The organism is Caballeronia jiangsuensis (genome assembly GCF_046030135.1).
Classification (GTDB): Bacteria; Pseudomonadota; Gammaproteobacteria; order Burkholderiales; family Burkholderiaceae; genus Caballeronia; species Caballeronia jiangsuensis.
Map to the genome: position 1 here is coordinate 1 of NZ_JAQQDB010000053.1, position 13,303 is coordinate 13,303.

At 62.7% G+C, this 13,303-nt stretch carries 14 protein-coding genes; 11 read left to right on the forward strand and 3 right to left on the reverse strand.

Annotated features, from left to right (window positions below; translation table 11 throughout):
- Positions 1-158: 158 nt before the first annotated feature.
- Positions 159-935: an enoyl-CoA hydratase gene (locus tag PQR08_RS34320; protein ID WP_408163826.1), complete on the reverse strand. Its 777-nt coding sequence runs from the start codon at positions 933-935 to the stop codon at positions 159-161.
- Between the two features lie 138 nt (positions 936-1,073).
- Here PQR08_RS34320 and paaN point away from each other — a divergent pair, with 138 nt between their 5' ends.
- From paaN to paaK, 4 genes are all read left to right on the forward strand, one after another.
- A complete protein-coding gene (paaN, locus tag PQR08_RS34325) occupies positions 1,074-2,783 on the forward strand; it encodes a phenylacetic acid degradation protein PaaN (RefSeq protein WP_408163828.1) in 1,710 nt (569 codons plus the stop codon).
- Between the two features lie 154 nt (positions 2,784-2,937).
- Positions 2,938-3,729, forward strand: coding sequence for a 2-(1,2-epoxy-1,2-dihydrophenyl)acetyl-CoA isomerase PaaG (gene paaG / locus PQR08_RS34330; RefSeq protein ID WP_250484181.1), 792 nt, complete (start codon positions 2,938-2,940; stop codon positions 3,727-3,729).
- A gap of 64 nt (positions 3,730-3,793) precedes the next feature.
- Positions 3,794-4,180, forward strand: coding sequence for a hydroxyphenylacetyl-CoA thioesterase PaaI (gene paaI / locus PQR08_RS34335; protein ID WP_408163869.1), 387 nt, complete (start codon positions 3,794-3,796; stop codon positions 4,178-4,180).
- Positions 4,181-4,249: 69 nt separating this feature from the next.
- Complete coding sequence (paaK, locus tag PQR08_RS34340) at positions 4,250-5,554, forward strand: phenylacetate--CoA ligase PaaK (RefSeq protein WP_408163830.1); 1,305 nt, start codon at positions 4,250-4,252, stop codon at positions 5,552-5,554.
- Positions 5,555-5,619: 65 nt separating this feature from the next.
- Here the strand turns inward: paaK and mltA are convergent, their stop codons facing one another.
- Positions 5,620-6,783, reverse strand: a complete 1,164-nt coding sequence (gene mltA, locus PQR08_RS34345) for an MltA domain-containing protein (RefSeq protein WP_494410647.1) — start codon at positions 6,781-6,783, stop codon at positions 5,620-5,622.
- A gap of 25 nt (positions 6,784-6,808) precedes the next feature.
- Here mltA and PQR08_RS34350 point away from each other — a divergent pair, with 25 nt between their 5' ends.
- Entirely contained in the window at positions 6,809-6,931 is a 123-nt protein-coding gene (locus PQR08_RS34350; RefSeq protein WP_008344434.1) for a hypothetical protein, read from the forward strand.
- 24 nt (positions 6,932-6,955) lie between these two features.
- Here the strand turns inward: PQR08_RS34350 and apaG are convergent, their stop codons facing one another.
- Positions 6,956-7,330: a Co2+/Mg2+ efflux facilitator ApaG/CorD gene (apaG, locus tag PQR08_RS34355; protein WP_035510926.1), complete on the reverse strand. Its 375-nt coding sequence runs from the start codon at positions 7,328-7,330 to the stop codon at positions 6,956-6,958.
- A gap of 231 nt (positions 7,331-7,561) precedes the next feature.
- On the opposite strand from apaG, the gene rpe reads away from it, so the two are divergent.
- The 6 genes from rpe to trpC all read left to right on the forward strand — a co-directional run bounded on the left by rpe (position 7,562) and on the right by trpC (position 13,295).
- Positions 7,562-8,257 carry a ribulose-phosphate 3-epimerase gene (rpe, locus tag PQR08_RS34360; RefSeq protein WP_187609518.1) on the forward strand — a complete coding sequence of 232 codons (696 nt, stop codon included), beginning with the start codon at positions 7,562-7,564 and terminating at the stop codon, positions 8,255-8,257.
- Complete coding sequence (locus tag PQR08_RS34365) at positions 8,254-8,994, forward strand: phosphoglycolate phosphatase (protein WP_250484184.1); 741 nt, start codon at positions 8,254-8,256, stop codon at positions 8,992-8,994. Before rpe ends, PQR08_RS34365 begins: the two co-directional genes overlap by 4 nt.
- Positions 8,995-9,365: 371 nt before the next feature.
- Positions 9,366-10,862, forward strand: coding sequence for an anthranilate synthase component I (gene trpE, locus PQR08_RS34370; RefSeq protein WP_187609516.1), 1,497 nt, complete (start codon positions 9,366-9,368; stop codon positions 10,860-10,862).
- A gap of 12 nt (positions 10,863-10,874) precedes the next feature.
- A complete protein-coding gene (locus tag PQR08_RS34375; protein ID WP_187609515.1) occupies positions 10,875-11,459 on the forward strand; it encodes an aminodeoxychorismate/anthranilate synthase component II in 585 nt (194 codons plus the stop codon).
- 4 nt (positions 11,460-11,463) lie between these two features.
- Positions 11,464-12,498: an anthranilate phosphoribosyltransferase gene (gene trpD / locus PQR08_RS34380; protein WP_187609514.1), complete on the forward strand. Its 1,035-nt coding sequence runs from the start codon at positions 11,464-11,466 to the stop codon at positions 12,496-12,498.
- Positions 12,499-12,509: 11 nt separating this feature from the next.
- Positions 12,510-13,295, forward strand: a complete 786-nt coding sequence (gene trpC / locus PQR08_RS34385) for an indole-3-glycerol phosphate synthase TrpC (RefSeq protein WP_408163836.1) — start codon at positions 12,510-12,512, stop codon at positions 13,293-13,295.
- Positions 13,296-13,303: the final 8 nt, after the last annotated feature.

Sequence of the window (13,303 nt, forward strand, 5' to 3'; positions counted from 1 at the left end):
CTTTTCTCTTCTTGCCAACCGCGCTCAGCACCTTCTACAACCGATCCCAAGCGCACCACCGATACCGCCTATTCCCGCTTCCTTCGCGTTCACGAATCGCGAAGGAACGGAATTCTAGTGAGCGAGATCGAGAAGTGCAAGCGCTTTCTCGAAAAAGATCACCGATGCTTGAAGACCGGCTTTCGCTTCTCGACAAACGCCGCCATGCCTTCCTTCTGATCTTCGGTGGCAAACAGCGAATGGAACAAGCGCCTTTCGAAATGCACACCTTCGGCAAGCGTCGTCTCGTAAGCGCGGTTGACTGCCTCCTTGGCCATCATCACGGCGGGAAGCGAGAAACCGGCGATGATCGTCGCGGCTTCGACGGCCTCATCGAGAAGGCGATCGGCCCCGACGACACGCGACACCAGCCCCGCACGCTCAGCCTCGTTCGCATCCATCATGCGGGCAGTCAGGCAGAGATCCATCGCCTTCGCTTTGGAGACCGCGCGCGGCAAGCGCTGAGTACCTCCCGCGCCGGGAATCACACCAAGCTTGATCTCGGGCTGCCCGAACCTGGCCGTATCGGCGGCGATGACGATGTCGCACATCATCGCAAGTTCACAGCCGCCGCCGAGCGCGAAGCCCGCAACCGCCGCGATGATCGGCTTGCGAATCGTGCGGATCGTTTCCCAATTGCGCGTGATGTAGTCGCCCTTGTAGACATCCATATAGGAATAGCTGGCCATCATGCCGATGTCGGCTCCGGCAGCGAACGCCTTCTCGCTGCCCGTCAGGACGATCGCGCCGATGTCCTCGTCGGCGTCGAAGGCCTTGAGGGCGGTGCCCAGTTCGTCCATCAGCGCGTCGTTCAACGCATTGAGCGCTTTCGGACGGTTCAGCGTGATCAGCCCAACCCGACCGCGCGTTTCGACCAGCAGATTCTCGTATGCCATTCGCTCCCTCCTTGGGATCCTCAGGTAAGCCCTAATGAAAAGACGTCGTCACATCATCTCGATAATGCTACCATTACCAACCAACCGGTCGGTTAATTATTCGGCCCGGCAACTTCCCCTCGTTCTCTTCTCGCGACCATGACACATCCGCTATTCACGAAGCACGAAGCGACGCTCGACAAAGCGCTCGCAGCCATCGAAACGCGCGGCTACTGGAGCCCGTTTGCCGAGATGCCGAGCCCCAAAGTGTACGGGGAAACGGCCAACGCCGATGGAGAGGCCGCGTTCAAAGCCCACTTCGGCAAGACCTTCGAACTCGATCAGCCTTCGACTGGCGAGACAATCGGCAAAGAGCGCTCGCCGTTCGGCCTTTCGCTCGACATCAGCTATCAGAAAGCCGACCCTGACGCGCTCATTCGCGCCGCGGCCGACGCGCAAGCGAAATGGCGCGCCGCCGGCCCGCAAGCGTGGGTCGGCGTGAGCCTCGAAATCCTGTCGCGTCTGAACCGCGCCAGCTTCGAAATTGCCTACAGCGTGATGCACACGACCGGCCAGGCGTTCATGATGGCTTTCCAGGCAGGCGGCCCGCACGCGCAAGACCGCGCGCTCGAAGCAGTCGTCTACGCGTGGGACCAGTTGCGCCGCATTCCCGCCGAGGCGCATTGGGAAAAACCGCAAGGCAAGAATCCGCCGCTCGCGATGCAAAAGCGCTTCTCCATCGTCCCGCGCGGCACGGGGCTCGTGCTCGGCTGCTGCACCTTCCCGACCTGGAACGGCTATCCCGGCATGTTCGCCGATCTCGCGACTGGCAACACCGTCATTGTCAAGCCGCACCCCGGCGCAATCCTGCCGCTCGCAATCACCGTGCGAATCGCGCGTGAAGTGCTTCGCGAGGCGGGATTCGATCCGAACGTCGTCACCCTGCTCGCCACCGAATCCAACGACGGCGCCCTGGTTCAGGAACTGGCCGTGCGTCCCGAAATCAAGTTGATCGATTTCACGGGCAGCACGCAAAACGGCACCTGGCTCGAACGAAACGCGCATCAGGCGCAGGTGTACACGGAGAAGGCGGGCGTGAATCAGATCGTCATCGACTCCGTGGACGACATGAAGGCCGCCGCCCGCAACATCGCCTTCTCGCTCGCCCTCTATTCCGGCCAGATGTGCACGGCGCCGCAGAACATCTACGTGCCGCGCGATGGCATCCGTACTGCTGACGGCCAACTGAGCTTCGATGACGTCGCGAAAGCACTCGCGAGCGCCGTCGAAAAACTGGTATCCGATCCGGCACGCGCGGTCGAATTCATGGGCGCAATCCAGAACGAAGGCGTCGTGGAACGCGTCACCGAAGCGCGCAAACTCGGCGACGTTCTGCTCGACAGCCAATCACTCGCGCACCCGGCGTTCCCCGACGCGCGCGTGCACACCCCGCTCGTGCTTGCGCTCGACGCGCGCACGGACGAAGCCAAGTTCACGAAGGAATGGTTCGGTCCGATCTCGTTCATCGTCGCCACCGACTCGACCGCCCAATCGCTCGAACTCGCCGGCTCGATCGCGCGCACGCACGGCGCGCTGACGTTGTCGGTCTACAGCACGGATGACAAGGTGATCGAAGCCGCACATGAAGCAGCCATCGAAGGCGGAGTCGCGCTCTCGATCAACCTCACGGGCGGCGTGTTCGTCAATCAGACGGCTGCGTTCTCGGACTTCCACGGAACGGGCGCGAATCCGGCAGCCAACGCTGCGCTCTCCGACGCCGCTTTCGTCGCCAACCGCTTCCGCGTGGTGCAGAGCCGAGTTCATGTTGCCCCGAAGGCCGCGCAAGCGGAAGTCGGCCAAACGGCATAAGCCAAACTACCGACGGGTAAAGGCCGAATCGCCGTGCAAACGGCTTATGCCATTCGGCCTAATGGAAAGCAGCGAGCCGCGCGGCTAGTATCGGCATGTAAGGAAACCGGTCAGCACGGCCGCCGCGGCCAGATTCGGCGACAGAGGAGAAGCAATGACAGAGAAGTCCGTGTTGTTCCACGTCGATGTCGAAACGCGCGTAGCGACGTTGACGCTCAATCGACCCGACAAGCTGAACAGCTTCACACGCGAGATGCATCGCGAACTGAATCAGGCGCTCACTGAAATCGAGGCGGCCAACGCACGCGCGCTGGTCATTACCGGCGCCGGCCGCGGATTTTGCGCGGGCCAGGATCTCGCGGATCTGGATTTCACGCCCGGTTCGATGTCGGATCTCGGTGACCTGATCGACGAGTACTTCAATCCGCTGGTGCGAAGACTGCAGGCCATGCCGCTGCCTGTCATCGCCGCTGTGAACGGCACGGCCGCGGGCGCGGGCGCGAATCTCGCGATGGCGTGCGACCTCGTCGTCGCGGCGCGATCGGCGAGCTTCATTCAGGCATTCGTGAAGATCGGCCTCGTGCCGGATTCGGGCGGAACATGGCTCCTGCCGCGCCGCGTAGGCGAGGCTCGCGCGCTCGGTCTCGCACTGACCGGCGAAAAGCTCAGCGCGGAAAAAGCGGAGGCCTGGGGCATCGTGTGGCGCGTCGTCGAAGACGCCGAGTTGCAACAAGCGGCAGCGCATCTGGCCGCGCAACTCGCGCAACAGCCAGCGCGTGCGGTCGTCGCAATCAAACAGGCGATCCGCGCGAGCGCGAACAAGACTTTCGACCAGCAGCTCGACCTCGAACGCGACCTGCAGCGCGAGTTGGGTGCTTCGCCCGATTACATCGAGGGTGTCGCCGCGTTCAAGGAGAAACGCGCGCCGCGCTTCGAAGGTCTGTGAAAACCGAATCAATTTGGAGACACCTGTGACGCCACAACAACTCGCGGAAGCCACGGCCAACGCCATGTACGAAGCGGACGCATGCACGCGCGCACTCGGCATCGAGCTGATCGAAGTGCGGCCCGGCTATGCGCGATTGCAAATGGACGTGCGGCCCGATTTTCTCAACGGCCATGCGATTTGCCACGGCGGCCTGATGTTCACGCTGGCGGACTCCGCGTTCGCCTTCGCCTGCAATTCGTACAACATCTGCACGGTCGCCGCAGGTTGCTCGATCGAGTTTCTCCGTCCCGTGCGTGGCGGTGATCGGTTGACTGCCGAGGCAATCGAGCAGACCTTGAGCGGCCGGACCGGAATCTACGATATCCGTGTCACGAATCGGGAAGGCGAAGCGGTCGCGATGTTTCGCGGCAAGTCGGCGCAGATCAAAGGCACCGTGATCCCCGCGTGACGGGACTCGTCCATATAACGGACGTGGCATGAAAAGCCGCGCCGCACAGTCAGCATCAAGGAGACAGCAATGACCACACCGCTGCCGCTCGAGCCCATCGAGAAGGCGAGCCGCGACGAACTCGCGGCGCTGCAACTCGAGCGCCTCAAATGGTCGCTCAAACACGCCTACGAAAATTCGCCGGTCTATCGGCGCAAGTTCGACGAAGCCGGCGTGCATCCGGATGACGTCACTTCGCTTTCGGACCTCGCGCGGTTCCCCTTCACGACCAAGAAGGATCTGCGCGACAACTATCCGTTCGGCATGTTCGCCGTGCCTCAGGAGCGTGTTTCGCGCATTCACGCGTCCTCCGGCACGACGGGCAAGCCGACAGTCGTAGGCTATACGGCGCAGGATCTCGACAACTGGGCGAATCTCGTCGCACGCTCGATTCGCGCGGCCGGCGCACGACGTGGCGACAAGGTTCACGTGAGCTACGGTTATGGACTTTTCACCGGTGGTCTCGGCGCGCATTACGGTGCGGAACGCGCGGGCCTCACGGTGATCCCGTTCGGCGGTGGCCAGACCGAAAAGCAGGTGCAACTGATTCAGGACTTCCGTCCTGACATCATCATGGTCACGCCGAGCTACATGCTCTCGATCGCCGATGAACTCGAGCGCCAGGGCATCGAGCCGGCGACTTGCTCGCTGCGCATCGGCATCTTCGGCGCGGAGCCGTGGACGAACGACATGCGTCGCGCGATCGAGGCGCGCATGGGCATCGACGCCGTCGACATTTACGGGCTCTCGGAAGTGATGGGGCCGGGCGTGGCGTCCGAATGCGCTGAGACGAAGGACGGTCCGACGATCTGGGAAGATCACTTTTATCCCGAAATCATCGATCCGGAAACCGGCGAAGTGCTGCCCGATGGCGAATTTGGTGAACTCGTGTTCACGTCGCTCACCAAAGAAGCGCTGCCGATCATCCGCTATCGCACGCGCGACCTGACGCGCCTCTTGCCCGGCACCGCTCGCACGATGCGTCGCATGGAGAAAATCACCGGTCGCTCCGACGACATGATGATCGTGCGCGGCGTGAACGTCTTCCCGACGCAGATCGAAGAGTTGCTGCTCAAGCGTCCAGTGCTCGCGCCGCACTATCAGATCGTGCTCACCAAGGAAGGCCCGCTCGATGTTTTCACGCTGAACGTGGAGCCTTGTCCGGAATCGGCGCCCGACGCGGTGGCGCTCGACAGCGCGAGGGCCGCGCTCGCCTACGACATCAAGGCGCTGATCGGCGTGAGTGCAGTGGTGAACGTGCTCGCGGTGAACGGCATCGAACGTTCGGTCGGAAAGGCGCGGCGCGTGATCGATCGCCGCAACATGACGTCATGACGTAAAAAAGCTCGCGAGCCATAAGAGCCGCGAGCTTTTTTTATCGCCCTGAGGGGACGCGGGAATCAGGAGTTCGGCAATAGCAGCCACATCCTGCCGCCCTGCTTCATGCGTCCGGCGAGATCGCCGGCATCGTCGCCGAGACCCCAGAAGTAATCCGCGCGCACACCGCCCTTGATTGCCGTGCCGGTGTCTTGCGCGAACACGAGACGGTTCATCGGCTGGTTGCTGAGCGGACGCGTCGTCTGAAGAAAGACGGGCGTGCCGAGCGGGATGGCAGAGGGATCGACCGCGATCGAGCGTTCCGGCGTCAAGGGCACGCCGAGCGCGCCAACGGGTCCATCGCCCAGACTCGCGGGCATCGTTTCGTTCGCGGGCATTTCGCGGAAGAACACGAAGCGCGGATTCACGTCCAGCAGCGCGTCGACACGCGCCGGGTTCGCTTTCGCCCAGGCCTTGATGCCTTGCATCGTCGCCTGCGCGGGCGTGAACTCGCCGCGATCGAGCAATTCCTTGCCGATCGATCGGTACGGCTGATTGTTCGTGCCACCGAAGCCGACGCGCATTACGCTGCCGTCTTCCATCGTGACGCGTCCGGAACCCTGCACCTGCAGAAAGAACACTTCGATCTGATCGTCGACCCACACCAGTTCGTTGCCGTTCAATACACCCGAACGTTCGAGTTGCGCGCGCGCAGGCAACGCGGAACCGGGCTTGTAGCGGTACGGCCAGCGATACAGCGGGTATTGATACGGCCCGTGACGCGTGCGCGAGCCGCGCAGCAGCGGCTCGTAATAGCCGGTCACGAGACCATCGAGTGTGCCGTCGGTGTTGGCAAGCTGGAAGGGCGTGAAATAGGTTTCGAAGAAGCTGCGCGCCGCCGACATATCGAGGTCGTCGAGCCGAAGCGCCGCCGAGCACGCCTTCTGCCAGTTGGCCTGCCGCGAGAGCCGGCTGCAATTCTGACGAAGCGCGGCTGTCGCGCCGATCAGCGAATCGTCCTGCCAGCCCGGCACCTGCTGCCAGCTCACCGCCGTGAGCCGCGATGCGGCGCGCTGTCCGGGGACGGTCGGCGTGCCGGTCGCCGTGCCCGGACCCGGCTTCACGTAGTTTCCGCCGCCGCACGAGGCGAGCAGGACAGCGGTTGCAATCGATGCGGCCCAGGCCGCTGCTCGCGCGGTCGGCCGCACGAAACGCATACAATGCTCGTTCTTGATGGGAACCGCCATGTTTGATCTGTTCGACGAATGTCCAATGCTTATTTTTGCGCTCGAGTCGCTCGTGGCGCTCGCCTTGCTGATCTTCATCGTCGTGTGGACGGCTTCGGGCAAGAAGAAGAACCAGAACCGCTCGAACGATCCGGCGAAACGGCGCTGATACGCGCCGCGTGCCGCCGGTTTCTCAATGGAGCGTGCGCGGCATATGCAATGCAAATTCCGCTACAGGCGCCTCGAAACGCTCGCCATCTTCGGCCACGCAGAAATACTCGCCGCGCATCGTGCCGACCGGCGTCGCGATCACTGCCCAGCTCGTGTACTCGAACTGCTCGCCCGGAGGCAGAAGCGGCTGATGTCCGACGACGCCGAGCCCCTTCACTTCCTGCACGTGATCGTTGCTGTCGGTGATGATCCAGTGTCGCGAAATCAATTGCGCCGCGACCTGACCGGTGTTGCGGATCGTCAGCGTGTAGGCGAATGCGTACTGCCGGCTATCCGGGTCGGACTGCTCGGGCAAATACCGCGTCTCCACGGAAACGCTGAATTCGTACTGGCTCATCGTCGCTCCAATTCCAGTTCAACTGCTCGCTGCGTCGCCGGACGAAAGCGCGGATAAAAGCGCGCGGACGCGCCGCCATTGGTCTGGCATTCTGCTTGATGCGAGCGGCGCCCGCAACACGATTGGCGCCCGAGCCCAGGTTCGCACGCCATCCGTTGGCCATTCGGCCGAGGGACTTGAACGAAAACGCGGGTTAAAATCACCGCTTTAGGCCGCTACCCGCATACGTCCATGGCGCAATTCCACATCGCTCCCAGCATCCTTTCCGCCGACTTCTCCCGCCTTGGCGAAGAAGTCCGCAACGTCGTCGCCGCCGGCGCCGACTGGATCCACTTCGACGTCATGGACAACCACTACGTGCCGAATCTGACGATCGGTCCGCTGGTGTGCGAAGCCATCCGGCCGCACGTGGACGTGCCCATCGACGTGCATCTGATGGTGCGCCCGGTCGACCGCATCGTGCCCGATTTCGCGAAAGCCGGCGCCAATGTGATCAGTTTTCACCCGGAAGGTTCGGATCACATCGACCGCACGCTGTCGCTGATCCGCGATCACGGCTGCAAGGCGGGCCTCGTGTTCAATCCCGCGACGCCGCTCAATTACCTCGATCACGTGATGGACAAGGTCGATCTCGTGCTGATCATGTCGGTGAATCCGGGATTCGGCGGGCAATCGTTCATTCCCGAGGCGCTCAACAAGGTGCGCGAGGCGCGTGCGCGCATCAATGCGTATCGCGATCGCACCGGCCGCGAGATCCATCTGGAAGTCGACGGCGGCGTGAAGATCGACAACATCGCGGAAATCGCCACGGCGGGCGCCGATTCGTTCGTCGCGGGCTCCGCCATTTTCGGCAAACCCGACTACAAGCAGGTCATCGACGCGATGCGCGCGGAACTGGCCAAGGTCGAATCGGGAGCGAAGGCATGAGTGAAATCGCGGCGGCGCAGTCGCCTTTCGTGAACCGCCCGATCCGGGCGGCCATCATCGACCTCGACGGCACGATGGTCGACACAGCGGACGATTTCGTTGCCGCATTGAACGCGATGCTTGCGCGCATCGGCGTCGAACAGCCGGTCACGCGCGATGAAGTCACTGGCTACGTCGGCAAGGGCTCGGAGAATCTGATTCGCAGCGTGCTCGCGGTGCGCCTGTCGCCTTCGCAAGCGGTCGCGCAATTCGACGACGCGCTCGCGATCTATCAAAGCGAATACGCGAAGGTCAACGGCAAGCATTCGGCGCTCTTCCCGGAAGTGAAAGAAGGCCTCGAAGCGATGCGCGAAAGCGGTATCGTGCTGGCGTGTGTGACCAACAAGCCGCATCGGTTCGCGGTGGAGTTGCTCGCGCACTTCGGCATCGCGGATTTCTTCAAGGTGATTCTCGGCGGCGATTCGCTGCCCGCGAAGAAGCCGGATCCACTACCGATGCTCACCGCATGCGAACGCCTGGACGTCCTGCCACGAGAAACCGTAGCGGTCGGCGATTCGGAGAACGATGCGCTCGCAGGCCGCGCCGCCGGCCTCGCGACCCTGACCGTTCCGTACGGCTACAACCATGGGAAACCTGTGCAATCGGTGAAATCCGATGGTATAGTTTCCTCGCTGCGCACCGCAGCGCTGGCGATCGCTGCCACCTTGGCGCCGCCGGATGCCACACTCACTGAATAAGTCCATCCATTCATGTTTCTCAACAGAAAACGGAGTCTGAGCAGCATCGACCGGGGAGCCTGGCCCTGGCGTCGCTGGTCGCGCTAACCTCGCCCGAGGTTCGCTGAAGCCATGTCGCGATTCGCTTCATCCGCTTCAGCATCCGTTTTTTGTTTCGCTGCGCATTCCCGCGCCGTCCCGCTGATTCGTCGTATATCGAGCCTCGCTCAGGCACGTCTTGTGTCGTGCTGCGCGAGTCGCCTTTTCCGCTTCGACAATTCGAAGCGGCGGGGTCGCCGTATGCGATCATCACGGGATTCGACCGACCGCAGCGCCCTGCACTCCCCGATGCCGCGCCACCCTGAAAGCGCGCGTCGCTCAAGGATCGCAACATGACCGAACTCGAATTCCAATCGCTGGCGAACGAAGGCTACAACCGCATTCCGCTCATCGCCGAAGCCCTCGCCGACCTCGAAACGCCGCTCTCGCTCTACCTCAAGCTCGCGCAGACCGAGCGCAACGGCGCGAACTCGTTCCTACTGGAATCCGTCGTGGGCGGCGAGCGCTTCGGGCGCTACTCGTTCATCGGGCTGCCGGCCCGCACGACCGTGAGCGTGCAGAACGGCAAGACGCAAGTCGTCACGGACGGCAACGTCGTCGAGACGGATGAAGGCGATCCACTCGCGTTCATCGAGCAATATCAGAAGCGCTTCAAAGTCGCGACGCGTCCGGGCCTGCCGCGTTTCTGCGGCGGTCTCGCCGGCTACTTCGGTTATGACGCGGTGCGCTACATCGAGAAGAAGCTCGCGCACACCGCGCCGCCCGACGATCTCAACCTGCCCGACATTCAACTGCTGCTGACCGAAGAAGTCGCGGTCATCGACAACCTCGCGGGCAAGCTCTATCTGATCGTCTACGCCGATCCGACCCGGCCCGAAGCGTATGCCAAAGCGAAGCATCGTCTGCGCGAACTGCGCGCGCGTCTGCGTACGACGGTTCAACCGCCGGTGACGTCCGCGAGCGTGCGCACTGAGACCTTCCGCGAGTTCAAGAAGGACGACTATCTGAACGCCGTGCGCCGCGCGAAGGAATACATCGCGGCCGGCGAACTGATGCAGGTGCAGGTTGGCCAGCGCCTCATCAAGCCGTTCCGCGACAACCCGCTTTCGCTGTATCGTGCGCTGCGTTCGCTGAATCCGTCGCCGTACATGTACTACTACAACTTCGGCGGCGAAATGCATGTGGTCGGCGCGTCGCCGGAAATTCTGGTGCGTCAGGAAAAACGCGCGGACGATCGCATCGTGACGATTCGTCCGCTCGCAGGCACGCGTCCGCGGGGCAACACGCCCGAGCGCGATGCCGAACTCGCCACCGAACTGCTGAACGATCCGAAGGAAGTCGCCGAACACGTGATGCTGATCGACCTCGCGCGCAACGACGTCGGCCGAATTGCGCAGACGGGCTCGGTTTCCGTGACGGACAAGATGATCATCGAGAAGTATTCGCACGTGCAGCACATCGTGAGCTCGGTCGAAGGCAAGCTCAAGGACGGCATGAACAACTACGACGTGCTGCGCGCGACCTTCCCCGCCGGCACGCTGTCCGGCGCGCCGAAGGTCCGCGCGATGGAACTCATCGACGAACTGGAGCCGGTCAAGCGCGGTCTGTACGGCGGCGCAGTCGGCTATCTGTCGTTCAGCGGCGAAATGGATCTCGCGATCGCGATTCGTACCGGCCTGATCCACAAGGGCAATCTCTACGTTCAGGCGGCAGCGGGCGTCGTCGCCGATTCGGTGCCCGAATCCGAATGGCAGGAAACGGAGAACAAGGCGCGCGCCGTGCTCCGCGCCGCCGAGCAAGTGCAAGACGGCCTCGACAGCGACTTCTGAGGAGACAAGACCATGCTGCTGATGATCGACAACTACGATTCCTTCACCTACAACCTGGTCCAGTACTTCGGCGAACTCGGCGAGGACGTGCACACGTATCGGAACGACGAAATCACGCTCGACGAAATCGCGAAGCTCAGCCCGGAGCGCATCTGCCTTTCGCCGGGGCCGAGCAATCCGCAACACGCGGGCATCACGCTCGACGTGCTGCGCGAATTCTCCGGCAAGCTGCCGATTCTCGGCGTATGCCTCGGCCATCAGGCGATCGGCGAGGCGTTCGGCGGGCGCGTCGTGCGCGCGCAGACCATCATGCACGGCAAGGTGAGCCAGATCGAGACCGACTGTAAAGGCGTGTTCGCCGACCTGCCCAAACACTTCAACGTGACGCGCTATCACTCGCTCGCAATTGAGCGCGAGTCTTTGCCCGACTGTCTGGAAGTGTCCGCATGGACGCCGGACGGCGAAATCATGGGCGTGCGCCACAGGGAACTCGAAGTGGAAGGCGTGCAGTTCCATCCGGAATCCATTCTTTCCGAGCACGGCCACGCGCTGCTGGAAAACTTCGTGAAGCACTCTTCGTCCGGGAAGCGGGCCTAAGCATATGACCATCACCGCACAGGAAGCGCTGCAACGCACGATCGAGCATCGCGAGATCTTTCACGACGAGATGCTGCACCTCATGCGCCAGATCATGCGCGGCGAGATGTCGCCCGTCATGGCGGCCGCGATCATCACCGGCTTGCGCGTGAAGAAGGAAACCATCGGCGAGATCGCAGCCGCCGCGACCGTGATGCGCGAGTTCGCGAATCACGTCGAAGTCGAGGACAACTCGAATTTCGTCGATATCGTCGGCACGGGCGGCGACGGCTCGCACACCTTCAACATCTCCACCGCGTCGATGTTCGTGGCCGCCGCGGCGGGCGCGAAAGTCGCGAAGCACGGCAACCGCGGCGTGTCGAGCAAATCGGGCAGCGCGGACGTGCTCGAAGCGCTCGGCGTGAACATCGATCTGACACCGGAACAAGTGGCCGCGTCGATTGCCGAAACCGGCATGGGCTTCATGTTCGCGCCGAACCATCATCCGGCGATGAAGAACATCGCGCCCGTGCGCCGCGAACTCGGCGTGCGGACCATCTTCAATATTCTCGGGCCGCTGACGAATCCGGCCGGCGCGCCGAACCAGCTTCAGGGCGTGTTTCACGAAGATCTCGTCGGCATTCAGGTGCGTGTGATGCAGCGTCTCGGCGCGAAACACGTGCTGGTGGTGTACGGCAAGGACGGCATGGACGAAGTGTCGCTCGGCGCCGCGACGAAAGTCGGCGAACTGAAGAACGGTGAAGTGACCGAGTACGAGATTCATCCGGAGGATTTCGGCCTGCAGATGGTGTCGAATCGCTCGTTGAAGGTGCAGGACGCGCAGGAATCGAAGGCCATGCTGCTCGGCGCGCTGAACAACAAGGCGGGCGTCGCGCGCGAGATCGTCACATTGAATGCCGGCACGGCGCTCTATGCTGCGGATATCGTCGATTCGATCGCCGTCGGCATGGCCGCCGCGCGCGAAGCGATCGAAAGCGGCGCGGCGCGCGAGAAAATCGAAACGCTCGCGAAGTTCACGCAGCAGTTCGCGAAGAAATAACGGAAGCCAATATGAGTGACATTCTGGAACGCATCATCGCGGTCAAGCGCGAGGAAATTCGCGCCGCCGAACAGAGCGCGCCGCTCGAAGAGCTGAAGCTCGAAGCCAGTTCGCGCGACCTGCGCGATTTCGTCGGCGCGTTGCGGGCGAAGCATGCGGCGAATCAGGCGGCGGTCATTGCCGAAGTCAAGAAAGCGAGTCCGTCGAAAGGCGTGCTGCGCGAGAACTTCGTGCCCGCCGACATCGCGCGCTCATACGAGCAAGGCGGCGCCGCGTGCCTTTCCGTGCTCACCGACGTGCAGTTCTTCAAGGGCAGCGTCGCGTATCTGGAGGAAGCGCGCGCCGCGTGCAGCCTGCCGGTGCTGCGCAAGGACTTCATCGTCGATCCGTATCAGATCATGGAAGCGCGCGCGATGGGCGCGGACTGCATCCTGCTGATCGCCGCCGCGCTCGAACTCTCGCACATGCAGGATCTCGAAGCCTACGCGCATTCGCTCGGGCTCGCGGTGCTGGTCGAAGTGCACGACGCCGACGAACTGCGTGACGCGCTCACGCTGAAGACGCCGCTCATCGGCATCAACAACCGCAATCTGCGCACGTTCGAGACGACGATCGACACGACCATCGGCATGCTGGAATCGGTGCCGGATGACCGCATCGTCGTGACGGAATCGGGCATTCTGTCGCGCCTCGATGTCGAACGGTTGCGCGCGATGCGTGTGCATACGTTCCTCGTCGGCGAAGCGTTCATGCGCGCCGACGACCCCGGCGCGGAACTCGCGCGCATGTTCTTCTGATTTCATCG